The organism is Pseudarthrobacter sp. 05T312, assembly GCF_056396685.1.
Genome location: NZ_JBFTLY010000016.1, coordinates 13554 through 27566, shown reverse-complemented (window position 1 = coordinate 27566; position 14013 = coordinate 13554). Strand labels below are relative to the sequence as shown.

The window sequence follows — 14013 nt, the reverse complement described above, 5'->3', positions numbered from 1 at the left end:
CATTGAACTCCCTTACTTGCGCTGGCGCAATAGTTAGTCGTATGTCCTCGGTTGGTTTGTGGCGCCCGCGCCGCGGATCCCGGAGTGGTTCCGCTAGAGCGGCCTGATGCCCCATTCGGCCGTGTGGGATTGCCCCGGCTCGAGGGTTGTCACGCCCTCGCCGGAGTTGAAGGCGTCAGGGGCGCATGTCATCGGTTCAACACCCAGCCCGCTGCGGTGCCGCTCCGGCTCGGGGAGGGTGTCCCCGGTGAAGATCTCCAGGTACGGGTATGCCTCGTCCACCCACAGTTCGACTCCTCCGGAATGGTCCGGACGCTGGAGTTTGACCCGGGCGCGGCCGTCACCGTCACGGACCAGTCCGGTGTAGGCGACATCGATGTGCCGTCCACCCAACTGTTGGAGTTCCCTTAGGTCATATGCGGTGCCGTCCACCTGTTCATGCCCGGTGGGGATGCCCCGCCCATTCACGGGCAGGAAGGTGCGGCCGGGCACCTGGACCAAGGCGGAGTCGATGGAACCCGGTCGGCCCACGCCAGTACTGAGGTAGGGATGCGCCCCAGTGCCGTAGGGGCACGCTTCCAGGCTGCGGTTCACTGACGTGGTTCGGACGCTCAACCCGCTTTCGCCAAGCCGGTATTCCAGGCGGCAGTCGAGCACCCAGGGCCAGCCCTGGCAGGCGTGCAGGGTGTAGGTGAAGGCGATGGCGTCCTCCGAATGGTGCAGCACGGTCCAGTTCCGCCAACGCGTCAGCCCGTGGATGGCGCCGCCCTTGTCCGGCTCGCTCAGGTCAAGCTGAAGGGGCCGGCCTTCCCAATTGTAGCGCCCGCTGCCGATCCGGTTGGGCCAGGGAATGAGGGACTGCCCGCGCGCGCCCGTGCACATATCCTCCGGCCCGTACCCATCCAGAAGGTTCCGGCCGTCGTGCAGGTAGCTCCGCAAGGCACCTCCGACCTCAGTCAAGAGGACCTCGTGCCGGCCGGAGGCGATTGCGTATTGCTGCCCCGAAGGGAGCCGGCGGTCTACTTGGGCGTCGGGACGGGCTGGTTTCCCGGTCATGGTTGCGGCCTCCTTCATCGGGGCAGGTCGAGGACTACCTTGACGTCGTCGGGCCGGTGCTCGAAAGCGTCAGCGAAGTCCTCCAAGGGGACCCGCCGGCTGATGAGGCGCCGCAACCAGCCGCGGTCTGCCTTGGCCAGTGCCTGGGCGGCCGCGTCGTAGTGGCGGCGGTTGGCGTTGACGCTGCCAAACACCACGCCGTTCATGAGCACCTCCTCCCGATTGAGGGCGCCGACGTCCACTTTTGTCTGTTTCCCGGTCCCCGAGACGCCGGTGAGGCAGGTGATGGCGTCCTGGTCCCGGCACTTGAGGGCATCAAGGACCACCGGGGTGGCTCCTGTGCATTCGACCAGGACGTCGGGCTTCAGGCCTGATTCCGGGAGGGGTTCGCTGTGGTAGGTCGCCCCCAGGTCGCGGACAAGCTGTGGCTTCGGTCCGTCCGTGACGACGTCGAAGACGTGGACGTCCAGGCCCTGTTGGACCCCCAGCAGTGCCGCGAGCAGGCCAACAGGCCCCGCCCCGGTAACCACCGCCGTATGGGGGTCGAAGAATGCGCGCTGCCCGATTCTGTTGATCTGTTCCCAGGCCTTGGCAACAATCGTCGTGGGTTCGAGCAGGACGCCAACGTCCTCCATCCCGGAGTCGAGCTTGACCATTGCAGCGGCGTCCGCCCGCCAGTGCTGGCGCGCGAAACCGTCAAGGCCTTTGATGCCATGTTCGGTGTAGTTTCCGTTCAGGCACATGTCCCATTCACCCGCGGCGCAGGCCTTGCAGGGTTCCGGGTCCGGCCGGCGGACAATTCCCACCACCAGGTCACCCTTTTCCAGGCCGGAAGCCGGGGGAGCGTCCGCTACCCGGCCAAGGTTCTCGTGCCCAAGCACCAGGTAGTCCTGGCCCGGGGGCGCTTGCCCGTATTCAGCTTTGATGATCTCGCTGTCGGTTCCGCAGAGCCCCACCGCCAATCCCTCCACCAGCACCTGGCCTTGGTTTTCCGGCGGTTCCGGGATATCGCGAAGGCGCAGTGAGTCTGTTGAGCCCGGTGTCACTGTCAGTGCATGCATCGTCTCTCCTCAAGTGGACAGTCCGTATAGCCAGTCTGGTTCGTTAGTTGCGTTTGCGCAATGATCAGTGGGCTGTGAATATCTTCTGCCGGTCAGTGGGGCAGTATGCAGGCATGCCCGTGATATCCGCCTCCATTGGTCCCAGAGGGAATACCTAGGCCCGCTTTTGCCTTGTTAGCAGTGAGGTGCCGGACCACTGGCTGCCTCCCTCGAAAGGACTCCCTTGCCCGTAGCTTTCATTCCATTCACCATGCACGCCTCTGCGCAGCATGACCACAGACGCACGTTCCGCACCGACATCGAACGGCTGACCGACGGACACCTCCGGTCAACGCCCCTGGATGTACTTAGGTCAACAAACACCCAGGCTGTGTTCCGCGGCGCAGTGCCGAAGGGCGCGCATACGGCCACCGATGCAAGCCTCGCCCAGTACCTCCAGGAGCGGCTCGCGAGCGAGAACATCCACCTCGACCTGAGCGTCAGCATCGAGCGGTAAACAAACCATGCAGCCCGGGGCCGCCGGGCTGTTCGTTGGCCGTTGCAGCACCGGAATGACCGGGCCTGCAACGGCTTTCTTGGTGTTGCAGCTGGACGCGTGCAGGACCGGGAGACACGCCTTGCCCTGTCCTGTTGCTCGTGCCGCTCTCTGGGATATGCTCCAGAAATGGCACCGCGAAGTTTTCTTCAATGGCCGGTCGTCCGTCAGCTGACCACGGGCGACCTTTTGGGCCGTGGACCGTCGGTTACCTCGGCCAGGACGAAGGCAATCGCTCCCCGGACCGCAACTGCCGACCGCGTCGTGCAAAGTGTGTGCCCCTACTGCGCGGTGGGGTGCGGGCAGCGCGTCTACGTGAAAGACGAGAAAGTCATTCAGATCGAAGGCGATCCGGATTCGCCCATTTCCCGCGGCCGGCTCTGCCCCAAGGGTTCCGCCAGCGAGCAACTGGTTAATTCACCCGGCAGGCAGACCAAGGTCCTTTACCGTGCGCCGCGATCCACTGAATGGGAGCACCTGGACTTGGCCACCGCCGTCGAGATGGTCGCGGACCGGTTTATCGAAACCCGCCGCAGGACGTGGCAGCAGGAAGACGAACACGGCCGGCTGCTGCGCAGGACCATGGGCATCGCCTCGCTGGGCGGCGCGACCCTGGACAACGAAGAGAACTACCTGATCAAAAAGCTCTTTACGGCTGCCGGGGCGGTGCAGACCGAGAACCAGGCGCGTATTTGACACTCCGCAACGGTTCCCAGTTTGGGAGCCTCGTTTGGACGCGGTGGCGCTACGCAGTCACTGCAGGACATGGCCAACGCCGACTGCATCATCATCCAGGGTTCCAACATGGCCGAGTGCCATCCGGTGGGATTCCAGTGGGTTGCCGAGGCTAAAGCCCGCGGAGCGAAGGTCATCCACATCGACCCCAGGTTCACGCGAACGTCGGCCGTCTCGGATAAGCACATCCCAATCCGCGCCGGCTCCGACGTCGTGCTCCTTGGCGCGCTCATCAACTACGTGATCGCCAACGACCTCTGGTTCAAGGAGTACGTCAGCGCCTACACCAACGCTGCCACGCTGGTCCACGACGACTACCGGGACGCCGAGGACCTGGGTGGCCTGTTCTCCGGGTTCGACCCCGAGCGCGGGGCCTACGAGACATCCTCGTGGGGCTATGCCGAAAAAGAAGACGGTGCAATCGAGGACCCGGGTTCCGGATCGGAACACGGCGCCGACGCCGGGGCCCGCGCCCACGGCGACACATTCGGCAGCGGTGGTCCGCCCATGGAACACGCCGAAGTGCAGCGTGACGACACCCTGCAGAACCCCCGGACCGTCTTCCAGATCGTGAAGCGGCACTATGCCCGCTACACGCCCGAGATGGTCCAGGACATGTGCGGAATCAGCGTTGCGGACTTCGACTACCTGGCGCGCACCATCACTGAAAACTCAGGACGCGACCGGACCACCTGCTTCGCCTATGCCGTGGGATGGACCCAGCACTCACTGGGAACACAGTTCATCCGCGCCGCAGCCATCCTGCAGCTCCTGCTCGGGAACGTGGGACGGCCGGGCAGCGGTATCATGGCCTTGCGCGGCCACGCCAGCATCCAGGGCTCCACGGACATCCCAACCCTGTTCAACCTGCTGCCGGGGTACCTGCCGATGCCCAGCGCCGGCCGCCACGATACCTTGGAAGAGTATTTGTCCGTCGTGGGATCCAAGCAGCAAAAAGGCTTCTGGGCTGACGCGGACGCCTACACCATCAGCCTGCTCAAGGCCTGGTGGGGCGAGGCAGCAACGGCAGAGAACGACTGGGCCTACGACTACCTTCCGAGGCTCACCGGCGCCCACGGGACCTATGAGACCGTGATGGGGATGCTTGAAGACCAGGTGGAGGGCTACTTCCTGCTGGGACAAAATCCTGCCGTGGGCTCGGCACACGGACGGATGCAGCGGCTGGGCATGTCGCACCTGAAGTGGCTGGTGGTGCGGGACCTGAACATGATCGAATCCGCCACATGGTGGAAAGACGGCCCGGAGATCGAGTCGGGCGAGCTGCGCACCGAAGACATCGAGACCGAGGTGTTCTTCCTGCCGGCAGCAACGCACGTGGAGAAGGCAGGTTCATTCACCCAGACCCAGCGGCTGCTTCAGTGGCGGCACCAGGCTGTGGCACCGCCGGGGGAGTGCCAGAGCGAACTGCAGTTCTTCTTCGAACTGGGCCAGCGGATCCGGGAGAAGCTGGCCGGCTCGCAGGACGAGCGTGACCGTCCGCTGCTGGACCTGACGTGGGACTACCCCACGGACGAACACGGCGACCCCGACGCCGAGGCAGTGCTGGCCGAAATCAACGGCCGCCACCTGTCTGGTCCGGACGCCGGCAAGCCCCTCTCCGCCTACACCGAACTGCGCGCCGATGGTTCCACGACTGCCGGCTGCTGGATCTACACCGGCGTCTATGCCGACGGTTTCAACCATGCTGCCAACCGCAAGCCGGGCCGGGAGCAGGGCCCCGCGGCTCCCGAATGGGGTTGGGCATGGCCCGCGAACCGGCGCATCCTGTACAACCGGGCCTCGGCCGACCCTGCAGGTAAACCCTGGAGCGAGCGGAAGAAGTACATCTGGTGGGACCAGGAGCAGGGCAAATGGGTGGGCGACGACGTGCCCGATTTCCCGGTCGACCTGGCGCCGGACAGCAAACCCGATCCGTCGGTCGGCGGTCCGGCGGCACTCAGCGGTGACGACCCCTTCATCATGCAGGCCGACGGCAAGGGCTGGCTGTTTGCGCCGAAGGGCCTGATGGACGGGCCCCTTCCTACGCACTACGAGGCGCAGGAATCGCCGGTTGCCAACGCGCTGTACCCGCAACAGCAGAATCCGGCGAGGCTGGTGTTCCCCCGTGCGGACAACCTCAGCGCGCCGAGCGCCGGCACCCGTGGTGCGGACATCTACCCGTACGTCTTCACCACGTACCGGCTCACCGAGCACCACACGGCCGGCGGAATGAGCCGCTGGCTCCCGTACCTGTCGGAGCTGCAGCCGGAGATGTTCTGCGAGGTCTCGCCTGAACTGGCAGCCGAACGGGGCCTGGAGCCGTATGGGTGGGCCACCATCATCTCGCCCCGCTCCGCGATCGAGGCGAAGGTGCTTGTCACTGACCGGATGGCGCCGCTGAAGGTCGGCGGCCATACCGTGCACCAGATCGGCCTGCCCTACCACTGGGGTGTCGGCAGCAATGCAGTCGTCAGCGGCGACGCCGCCAACGACCTGCTTGGTGTGACGCTGGACCCCAACGTCCAGATCCAGGAATCGAAGGTGGCCTCCTGCGACATCCGTCCGGGGCGCCGGCCGCGGGGCAAGGATTTGCTTGCTCTGGTGGCCGAGTACCAGGCGAAGGCCGGGTTGACTCCCCAGACCGGTAACCAGGCGGTCACCGACCCCGCCGCAGAGGGCATCGAACCCGCCGGCGAAAATGGCCGCGCCGAAGGTGGGCCGCGATGATGAGAGTCATCTTTGGCCCCGCCGACACAAACCTTGCCCGGCCCGGGACGCAGCACCAGTGCGGCGTTCCGGGCACCGACCCGACGTTGGAGAACTGAATGGGCCAGCTGTCCGGACCGACCGACCCCACTGCCGATGCCCACTGGGAACACAACCATCCGCGCAAGGGATTCTTCACCGACACCTCGATCTGTATCGGCTGCAAGGCCTGCGAAGTGGCCTGTAAAGAGTGGAACCACAACCCGCAGGACGGCAACCTCGAACTGCTGGGGTCCTCTTACGACAACACCGGTTCGCTGGGTGCCAGCACGTGGCGGCATGTCGCCTTCATCGAACAGGGCCAGGAACGCATTGTCGAGGCCCGCGAATCGGGACGGGCCCTGGTCAGCCTGGGCATGCCCCGGATCGGTCCCCCCGCGCCGGCTGCGATGGACCACGCTGATACCACGCCACCGGACACCGCCGACTTCCGTTGGCTGATGTCCTCGGACGTGTGCAAGCACTGCACGCACGCCGGGTGCCTGGACGTCTGCCCCACCGGCGCGCTTTTCCGCACCGAGTTCGGCACCGTGGTGGTGCAGGACGACGTCTGCAACGGCTGCGGAACCTGCGTGGCCGGTTGCCCGTTCGGCGTCATTGAGCGCCGCAGCAACGGCACCGTCAAGGTCGCAACCAGCAGGGAGGATCAGCACGCCAAGCATCCCGCCGTCCCTAATGAGGGCATCGCCCAGAAGTGCACGCTGTGCTACGACCGCCTGGTGGCCGACGAGACGCCCGCGTGTGCAAAGGCGTGCCCGACGACGTCCATCAAGTTCGGCGACCATGACGCCATGGTGGAGACGGCCCGGGAACGGGTTGACGCCTTGCATGCACAGGGAATGACCGAGGCGAGGCTGTACGGCGCGAATGAGAACGACGGCGTTGGCGGCACCGGATCGGTGTTCCTCCTCCTGGACGAACCGGAGGTCTATGGACTTCCGCCGGACCCACGTGTACCCACCGCTGACCTGCCGACGATGTACCGGCGGGCCGGCCTGGCGGTTGCGGGAATGGCCGCGGCGGCTGCCCTGGCTTTCCTGGGAGGACGCGCGTGACACTTTCCGAGTTCGACAGTTTCAGGCCATCCGAACCTGCCCGCCGTCGCCGTGAGGGCGGCAAACGTGGAACCGGACGCCGTCGGGACAACGGGGATGGTTCCCGGGAAATGCCTATGGTTCCGGAGCCTGAGTTCACTTCGTACTACGGCCGTCCGGTGGTTAAGCCCGCACCCTGGGGAGACGACGTCGCGATCTACCTGTTCCTCGGGGGCGTGGCCGCGGGGTCCGCTTTCCTTGGCCTCGGCGGCCAGTTGACCGGACGCCCGGTGCTGCGGAGAAATGCGCGCCTCGGAGCCCTGGCGGCAGTGGGCGCCGGCGCAGTTTTCCTGGTGAAGGACCTAGGCCGGCCCGAGCGGTTCCTGCACATGCTGCGGACTTTCAAGGTGACCTCGCCGATGAGCGTCGGCTCGTGGATCCTCAGCGCCTTCAGCGCCGGCGCCGGAGTATCAGCCGTGGCGGAAATCGACCGGATGAGCGGAAACCGGCTGCCATTGGGTCCCCTGCGCAAGGTGCTGCAGGCGGTCGAAGGACCAGCCGGTATTGAAGCCGCCGTTTTCGCCGGACCCCTGGCTGCCTACACAGCGGTCCTCTTGGGCGATACTGCCACACCGACATGGAACGCCGCCCATGAGGAACTGCCGTTTGTTTTCGTGAGCTCCGCCTGCCTCGCCTCTGCCGGCCTGGCGCTGGTCACGACGCCGGTACACGAAACAGGTCCTGCACGGAATCTCGCCGTGCTGGGCGTCCTGGGCGACGTTGCGGCCATGAAGGTAATGGAGCGCCGGATGGACCCGGTCGCCGCCGAACCGCTGCACCAGGGCAAAGCAGGGGCAATGCTCACATGGAGTGAGCGGCTGGCCGTCGCCGGCGGCCTCGGTGCGTTGTTCGGCGGACGGAACCGTGTGGTGGCCGCTGCCTCGGGACTGGCGCTGCTTACTGCTTCGGCCCTGACCCGGTTCGGTGTGTTCGAGGCGGGCCTCGCCTCGGCCAGGGATCCGCGGTACACCATTGAACCGCAGAAGAACCGGCTCGCAGCCCGCCGTGCCGCCGGGGTCACCGGCGACTCAATTACCACCGGCAGCTGACCGGCTTCCCCAAGAGGGACTTGGGCTCAGCGGACTTCGATGCCCTGCCCGGCGGTGGTGTGGCCGATGACGGGGTGCCCCGGCAGCTCGCCCACCACCAGCAGGCCGCCTGAGGTCTGGGCATCAGCCAGGAGCAGCAGGTCGTCGTCACTCACACCGGCGGCGGCGCTGAGATGCGGCCGGACCCAGTCCAGGTTGCGCCGGGTGCCGCCAGAGACGAATCCGTCCCGGAGCGCTTCACGGGCTCCCTCGATTACCGGTACCGAGGCCAGGTCGATCACTGCCCCGACGTTCGAGGCCCGGACCATCTTGTAGAGGTGTCCAAGAAGCCCGAACCCGGTCACGTCCGTCGCCGCCCTGGCACCGGCATCCACTGCGGCTTGGGCTGCGTCGCGGTTCAGGGCAGCCATGGTCTCCACGGCTTCAGCGAACACCTCGCCGGTCTGCTTGTGCCGGTTGTTGAGAAGTCCGACGCCGATCGGCTTGGTGAGCGTGATGGGCAGGCCCGGGCGGGCCGCATCATTGCGCAGCAAACGGTCCGGATGGGCCACGCCCGTCACTGCCATGCCGTACTTTGGCTCCGGGTCATCAATGGAGTGGCCCCCCAGCACCGGGCAACCCGCCTGCGAGGCCACGCTGAGCCCGCCGCGCAGGACTTCGGTCATCAACTCCATGGGGAGGACGCCGCGGGGCCAGCCGACGAGGTTGATCGCAGTGATTGGCCGGCCGCCCATGGCGTAAATGTCAGAGAGCGCATTGGCCGCGGCGATCCGGCCCCAGTCGAAGGCGTCGTTGACCACGGGAGTGAAAAAGTCGGCCGTGGTCAGGACGGCAAGGTCCTCGCGCACCAGGACTGCCGCCGCGTCGTCGCCACTGTCAAGGCCCACCAGTACCTCGGCTCCGGGCTGGCCGATCAGGCCACGGACCGCGTCTTCGAGCTCGCCCGGAGGAATCTTGCAGGCGCAGCCACCCCCGTGGGCATAGTCGGTGAGCCGGACTGCGCCGGCGGCACCTTCATCGAGTCGCTGCATTGACGTCTGGGCCTCATTCACCTGCCCAGCGTACCTTCAAGGCAACCCTGCTATATTGAGGCGCGGTGGCGTCCGGGTCCTGGTGGGCCCCCCGGTCTTCAAAACCGGTGCGGCTGAGCATCTCGGCCTGGCGGGTTCGATTCCCGTCCGCCACCGCCAACTTTCGGCAACGAATGCCGCGATACGAGGAGGGCTGTGGACCAGGTCGATCCCCGGCGCCTGATTCCCCGCACGAATGACCTGCTGGCACTGCCGGCGGTCCGCGAGGCCCGCACCCGGCTGAACGGGCGGATCATCCGCGAACTCGTCCGGGATGTCCAGGAGCAGGCCCGGAGCGGCGGCCTCCCGGCCGGGCAGGTGGAACCTGTCCTGCTGGCCGCCGTCGCTGCCCGGACGGCGACAACCCTGCGCCCGGTCCTGAACGCCACCGGTGTCATTGTCCACACCAACCTGGGGCGTGCGCCGCTTTCCGAAGGCGCGGTTGCTGCTCTCGTGGCGGCCAGTGGTTACGTGGACGTGGAGCTGGACCTTTCGGACGGCAGCCGTTCCCGCCGCGGCGCCGGAGCCCGCGCTGCCCTCCTCGCTGCATGTCCTGCGGCCGAGGACGCGCTGGTAGTGAACAACGGAGCGGCGGCACTGGTGCTCGCCACCACGGCCCTGGCAGCCGGCCGCGAGGTGGTGCTGAGCCGGGGCGAACTGGTGGAAATCGGTGCCGGGTTCAGGCTCACCGACCTGATGGAATCCACGGGCGCGCGGCTTCGCGAAGTAGGCACCACCAACCGGACCCATCTCCATGACTACGCCGGGGCGCTCGGGCCGGATACCGGCTGTATCCTCAAGGTCCACCCCAGCAACTTCCGCGTCGACGGCTTTACCTCGGCCGTTCCCGTGGATGAGCTGAGCCGCCTGGCTACGGACAACGGGGTGCCCCTCGTGGCCGACCTCGGCAGCGGACTGCTGGCACCGGACCCGTTCCTGCCGGATGAACCGGATGCCGCCACCGCTTTGGCGGACGGGGCCGACGTCGTTATTGCCAGCGGCGACAAACTGCTGGGCGGCCCGCAGGCCGGCCTGCTGCTGGGCCGCAGGGAAGTCATCGCGCGGCTGGCGCGCCACCCGCTGGCCCGCGCGGTCAGGGCCGACAAACTTGCGCTTGCCGCCCTGGAGGCGACTGTTGCAGGCGGCCCGCCGCCGGTAGTCCAGGCGCTGCACGCCGACGCGGGGCAACTGCGCCGCCGAACTGACCGGCTGGCCCAGGAACTTGGCGCAGCCGTGGTCCCGCATGACGGCAGGGTAGGCGGCGGGGGTGCCCCTGGGGTTCCCCTGGCGGGGTGGGCAGTCCGGCTCCCGGAAGGCGCCGCCCGGCTCCTGCGGACCGGGGACCCGGCCGTGCTGCCACGCGTCCACGACGGCTTCTGCCTGGTCGACCTGCGGTGCGTCCCCGAACGGGACGACGCCCGGATCGCGGTGGCGGTGCGGGCGGCCCTGGCAAGCCTCGAAGCCGCGGACGCCGGCAGGGCGGGCTGAGCGGTGCACGTCGTTGCCACAGCCGGACACGTCGATTCCGGTAAAAGCACGTTGGTCCGTGCCCTCACCGGCATGGAACCGGACCGTTGGGAGGAGGAACGCCGCCGCGGCTTGACCATCGACCTTGGGTACGCCTGGACCACACTGCCGTCCGGGCAGGATGTCGCGTTTGTCGACGTACCGGGCCACGAACGGTTCCTCGGCAACATGCTGGCCGGCATTGGACCGGCGCCGGTGGTCTGCTTCGTGGTTGCCGCAGACGAAGGCTGGCAGGCCCAGTCCAGTGACCACCGGGACGCCGTCGCTGCCTTGGGCATCGACCACGGCGTCGTGGTGCTGAGCCGGGCAGACCGGGCTACGGGGCAGCAGGTGGCAGACGTGCTCGCGCGGACCCGCGCAGAGCTGGCCGGGACAGGGCTGCGGGATGCGCCCGCGGTGGTGGTGTCCGCCATTGACGGGAGCGGCCTTCCGGAGTTACGGGCAACGCTCGACGACGTCCTGGCCAGGGTGCCTGCGCCGGTCACCACCGGGCGGGTCAGGTTGTGGGTGGACCGCTCGTTCACCATCACCGGTTCCGGAACCGTGGTGACCGGAACCCTGGCGGCTGGAACGCTCACCCAGGGCGACCGGCTGGAACTGCTCGGGCACACCGATACCCGGACCGTGGTGGTCCGTGGCCTGCAGAGCCGTGATACTTCCTACCCTTCCGTGGAGCCGGTCAGCCGTGTGGCATTGAACCTGCGCGACATTGCAGCAACGGAAATCCGGCGCGGAGACGCCTTGGTCTCCCCGGACGCGTGGCCCACCACAGCCGTGGTGGGTATCCACCGCACCACCGGTGTGGCCTACACCGATGTACCGGAACAACTCATGGTCCACGTTGGCACCGCGTCCGTGCCGGCCCGGCTGCGTCCCTTCGGGGCCGACCACGCCCGGCTGGTCCTCGACCGGCACCTGCCCCTGGTCCTGGGGGACCGGTTGGTGCTGCGGGACCCAGGAAGCCGCTCCGTGCTGGGCGGTGCACGAATCCTCGATGCCGACCCCCCGGCCCTGCGGCGCCGCGGCGACGGCGCCCACTGGGCGGAGCGCCTTGCAGGCATGGACCCCGCCGGTGATGTGCTGGGAGAGGTGGCGGCCCGCCGGGCCGTGCAGTCAGGCCATCTGCGCCGGCTCGGACTGCTGTCCGGACATGACACCGAGGCACCTGCCGGTGTGCAAGTCATTGATGACTGGTGGGTGCACGCTCCCGTTTTTGAGGCGTGGCAGCACCAGCTGCGCGGCGCGGTCCAGTCGCTGCAGGAGCGGGATGCCCTGGCACCGGGCCTTTCCATGGGCGCCGCGCGGGACCTGCTCAAATTGCCCGATGAGAAGCTGCTTTCCCACGTCATCCGCGGGGCTGGCCTGGAACAGGACGCCGGGCACGTCCGGTTGCCCGGCAGCCAGGGCAACCTTGGACCTATCGAGGCGGCCATCGCCACACTGGAGGGCAGGCTCGGCGTGGATGCCTTCCACGCACCCGAAGCCGACGAGCTGGCGGCCTTGGGCCTGGGTGCCCGCGAGCTCGCCGCGGCGGAGCGCACCGGACGTATCCTTCGGCTCCGCGACGGGGTGGTGCTGCTGCCCACGGCACCGGCACTGGCCATGCGCACCCTCGCCGGTTTGGACCAGCCCTTCACCACGAGCCAGGCGCGCCAGGCGCTCGGCACGACACGCCGGACCGCCGTTCCGTTGCTGGAACACCTTGATGCCCGCGGCTGGACCAGGAGGCTCGACGCCGGACACCGCACCGTGGTGCGCTGACCCGCCGTCGGCCGGGAAAAGTGCCAAGCCCGGCTACCCGGGTCGGCGGTCCTGGACCTGGCGCAGGATCTCGTCCACCACGCGGGCGAGCGGCGCGGAGGCGTCGATCGGGATGCCGCCCGGCGGGATTTCTTCCCGGGTTTCGTGCAGGTGTTCGATCAGCTGCCGTTCCGCCGCCTGCGCGCCCCATTCGTCCGGCGGCCGCTCGTCAAGGCGCCGGCGCAGGGTTTGGACATCCACCTCCAGGACGAAGACGGCATCGAACAGGTCAATGAAGGACTCCAGGTTCCGGGACCCGCCGCAGAAGAATGTCACAGGTTCCCGCTGGTCTGCGGCCAGCGCCCGGACGTCGGCAACCCGCCAGAGGTGATGGCCGTGTACAGCCGTTCCGGTGATCCCCGCAACCGGGTCGCCGGTTTCCGGATCACCCTGGTAGGCGAGGTCACGGTCTCCGTTGACGGCCTGGTAGCCGCGGCGCCGCAGTTCATGGCATACAGCGGTCTTACCTGTACCGGAGCCGCCCTCGACAAGGTAATTCTTCCTGCCCATGCCTGATGGTACCGGCGCACGGGAGGGCTGTGATGGTTTGATTGGTCAGTGCTCCGTGTAAAACGCTTTGTGGTCTTCAGCCTGTTCGTGCTCTGTGCCAGCGCAGTGTTCTCGTTCTGGGTGATGGGCCAGCCAGGTACCGGAGCCAACGCCGCCACGCCGGCCCCGCCCCGCGCCGCGGCCAGGCTCCAGGCCCCGGCCGGCGGGCTCGCCACCGCCGTCAACGTCACACCGGTCCCGGAAGCCGGGTGGCTTGGCAACGCCGCCGCGGCCACCGGAATCCCCGTCCGGGCGCTGCGCGCCTACGTCAATGCCGCCGTCACCGCCAACCAAGCCGCTCCCGCGTGTGGAATCGGCTGGAACACTTTGGCCGCCGTCGGCTTCGTCGAATCGGCCCATGGGACGTACGGGGGCGGCAGCCTGGGTTCTGCCGGCCAGGCCAGCGGCCCGATCGTGGGCCCAAGCCTCAACGGAGCGGGGTTCGCCGCCATCCCTGATACCGACGGCGGCGCCCTGGACGGTGACGCCCATTGGGACCACGCGGTGGGCCCAATGCAGTTCATCCCGTCCACGTGGCGGATCGCCGGTATGGACGGAAACGGGGACGGGGCGGCGGACCCGTTCAACATTGACGACGCCGCCCTGAGCGCGGCCACCTATTTGTGTGTCCACGGCGGTGACCTCACCACTGCCCAGGGCTGGACGGCTGCCGTGCACGCCTACAACCAGTCCGACGCCTACCTCCGACAGGTGCGCTCCCAGGCCACCGCCTGCGCAGCGGCAGCGGACACGGTCCGATGACGGGGAGCC

The 14013-nt window shown here is 67.6% G+C and carries 11 protein-coding genes and 1 tRNA gene; 8 read left to right on the top strand and 4 right to left on the bottom strand.

Annotation, left to right across the window (positions count from 1 at the left end; all coding sequences use genetic code 11):
• Window positions 1-93: 93 nt before the first annotated feature.
• Both AC1DIP_RS17070 and AC1DIP_RS17065 read right to left on the bottom strand, forming a co-directional pair.
• Window positions 94-1056: an aldose 1-epimerase family protein gene (locus AC1DIP_RS17070; RefSeq protein ID WP_477734447.1), complete on the bottom strand. Its 963-nt coding sequence runs from the start codon at window positions 1054-1056 to the stop codon at window positions 94-96.
• A gap of 14 nt (window positions 1057-1070) precedes the next feature.
• Window positions 1071-2117, bottom strand: coding sequence for an alcohol dehydrogenase catalytic domain-containing protein (locus AC1DIP_RS17065; RefSeq protein ID WP_476210875.1), 1047 nt, complete (start codon window positions 2115-2117; stop codon window positions 1071-1073).
• 223 nt (window positions 2118-2340) lie between these two features.
• On the opposite strand from AC1DIP_RS17065, the gene AC1DIP_RS17060 reads away from it, so the two are divergent.
• The 4 genes from AC1DIP_RS17060 to nrfD all read left to right on the top strand — a co-directional run bounded on the left by AC1DIP_RS17060 (window position 2341) and on the right by nrfD (window position 8296).
• Window positions 2341-2613, top strand: coding sequence for a hypothetical protein (locus tag AC1DIP_RS17060; protein WP_477734446.1), 273 nt, complete (start codon window positions 2341-2343; stop codon window positions 2611-2613).
• Between the two features lie 168 nt (window positions 2614-2781).
• On the top strand, window positions 2782-6114 hold the full coding sequence (gene fdh, locus AC1DIP_RS17055; RefSeq protein ID WP_477734445.1) for a formate dehydrogenase: 3333 nt from the start codon (window positions 2782-2784) through the stop codon (window positions 6112-6114).
• A 98-nt stretch (window positions 6115-6212) separates the two neighbouring features.
• A complete protein-coding gene (locus AC1DIP_RS17050; protein ID WP_476210880.1) occupies window positions 6213-7208 on the top strand; it encodes a 4Fe-4S dicluster domain-containing protein in 996 nt (331 codons plus the stop codon).
• Window positions 7205-8296 carry an NrfD/PsrC family molybdoenzyme membrane anchor subunit gene (nrfD, locus tag AC1DIP_RS17045; RefSeq protein WP_477734444.1) on the top strand — a complete coding sequence of 364 codons (1092 nt, stop codon included), beginning with the start codon at window positions 7205-7207 and terminating at the stop codon, window positions 8294-8296. The genes AC1DIP_RS17050 and nrfD overlap by 4 nt, the downstream gene beginning before the upstream one ends.
• Before the next feature lie 26 nt (window positions 8297-8322).
• Here nrfD and selD read toward each other — a convergent pair whose 3' ends face one another.
• Window positions 8323-9327, bottom strand: a complete 1005-nt coding sequence (selD, locus tag AC1DIP_RS17040; RefSeq protein WP_477734486.1) for a selenide, water dikinase SelD — start codon at window positions 9325-9327, stop codon at window positions 8323-8325.
• A gap of 64 nt (window positions 9328-9391) precedes the next feature.
• Here selD and AC1DIP_RS17035 point away from each other — a divergent pair.
• From AC1DIP_RS17035 to selB, 3 genes are all read left to right on the top strand, one after another.
• Window positions 9392-9486 (top strand) — tRNA-Sec (locus tag AC1DIP_RS17035).
• Between the two features lie 36 nt (window positions 9487-9522).
• Window positions 9523-10854, top strand: coding sequence for an L-seryl-tRNA(Sec) selenium transferase (selA, locus tag AC1DIP_RS17030; RefSeq protein WP_476210884.1), 1332 nt, complete (start codon window positions 9523-9525; stop codon window positions 10852-10854).
• A gap of 3 nt (window positions 10855-10857) precedes the next feature.
• Window positions 10858-12654: a selenocysteine-specific translation elongation factor gene (gene selB / locus AC1DIP_RS17025; RefSeq protein ID WP_476210886.1), complete on the top strand. Its 1797-nt coding sequence runs from the start codon at window positions 10858-10860 to the stop codon at window positions 12652-12654.
• A 33-nt stretch (window positions 12655-12687) separates the two neighbouring features.
• On the opposite strand, the gene AC1DIP_RS17020 is transcribed toward selB, so the two are convergent.
• Entirely contained in the window at window positions 12688-13203 is a 516-nt protein-coding gene (locus AC1DIP_RS17020; RefSeq protein ID WP_477734443.1) for a DEAD/DEAH box helicase family protein, read from the bottom strand.
• A 48-nt stretch (window positions 13204-13251) separates the two neighbouring features.
• Here AC1DIP_RS17020 and AC1DIP_RS17015 point away from each other — a divergent pair, with 48 nt between their 5' ends.
• A complete protein-coding gene (locus AC1DIP_RS17015; RefSeq protein ID WP_477734442.1) occupies window positions 13252-14004 on the top strand; it encodes a lytic transglycosylase domain-containing protein in 753 nt (250 codons plus the stop codon).
• Window positions 14005-14013: the final 9 nt, after the last annotated feature.